This is a genomic window from Halorubrum sp. Atlit-8R (assembly GCF_003666025.1).
Classification (GTDB): domain Archaea; phylum Halobacteriota; class Halobacteria; order Halobacteriales; family Haloferacaceae; genus Halorubrum; species Halorubrum salinarum.
Genome location: NZ_QPLV01000046.1, coordinates 1 through 493, shown reverse-complemented (window position 1 = coordinate 493; position 493 = coordinate 1). Strand labels below are relative to the sequence as shown.

The window sequence follows — 493 nt, the reverse complement described above, 5'->3', positions numbered from 1 at the left end:
CGCGAGATGAGCGCGGGTTCGAGGTCTATCTGCTCGCCGATGGGTTCGTACTGGTCGAAGCGGCCGTACTTCGGGTTCGCCGCGCCGAGGAGCGAACACCGCGACTTGAGCGTCGCGTTGATGCCGGCCTTGGAGACCGAAATCTGCTGTTGTTCGAGCGCTTCGTGCATAGCCGAACGGTCTTCGGAGTTGTGCACGACCATTCCATTGGCGACGAAGTTGTGCGTTCCCTCGACAGTCAGGTCGTACACCTTTGGCTTCGAACGGGACCCGATGGCATCGAGAAGGCGTCGCGCATCCGAACGACTGTCGGAGAAGCGCGCGTTTGCCACCTCACCCACGTCAGTAAACCGGTCCGTCTCGACGACGCCGTTGAACCACCGCGAGACGGTCGAGCCAGCAACATCGAGGTCGCGCGCGATGTCAGCGAAAGAGACACCGTGGCGTTCGAGTTCGGAACGAAGTTCGCTCCAGTCGTCTGCACGCGGTTCGT

General features: G+C 61.7%; 1 pseudogene. It reads right to left on the bottom strand.

The window, feature by feature from the left end:
- Positions 1 to 493 (bottom strand): annotated as a pseudogene (locus DVK05_RS16495) (XRE family transcriptional regulator); the annotation flags it as partial.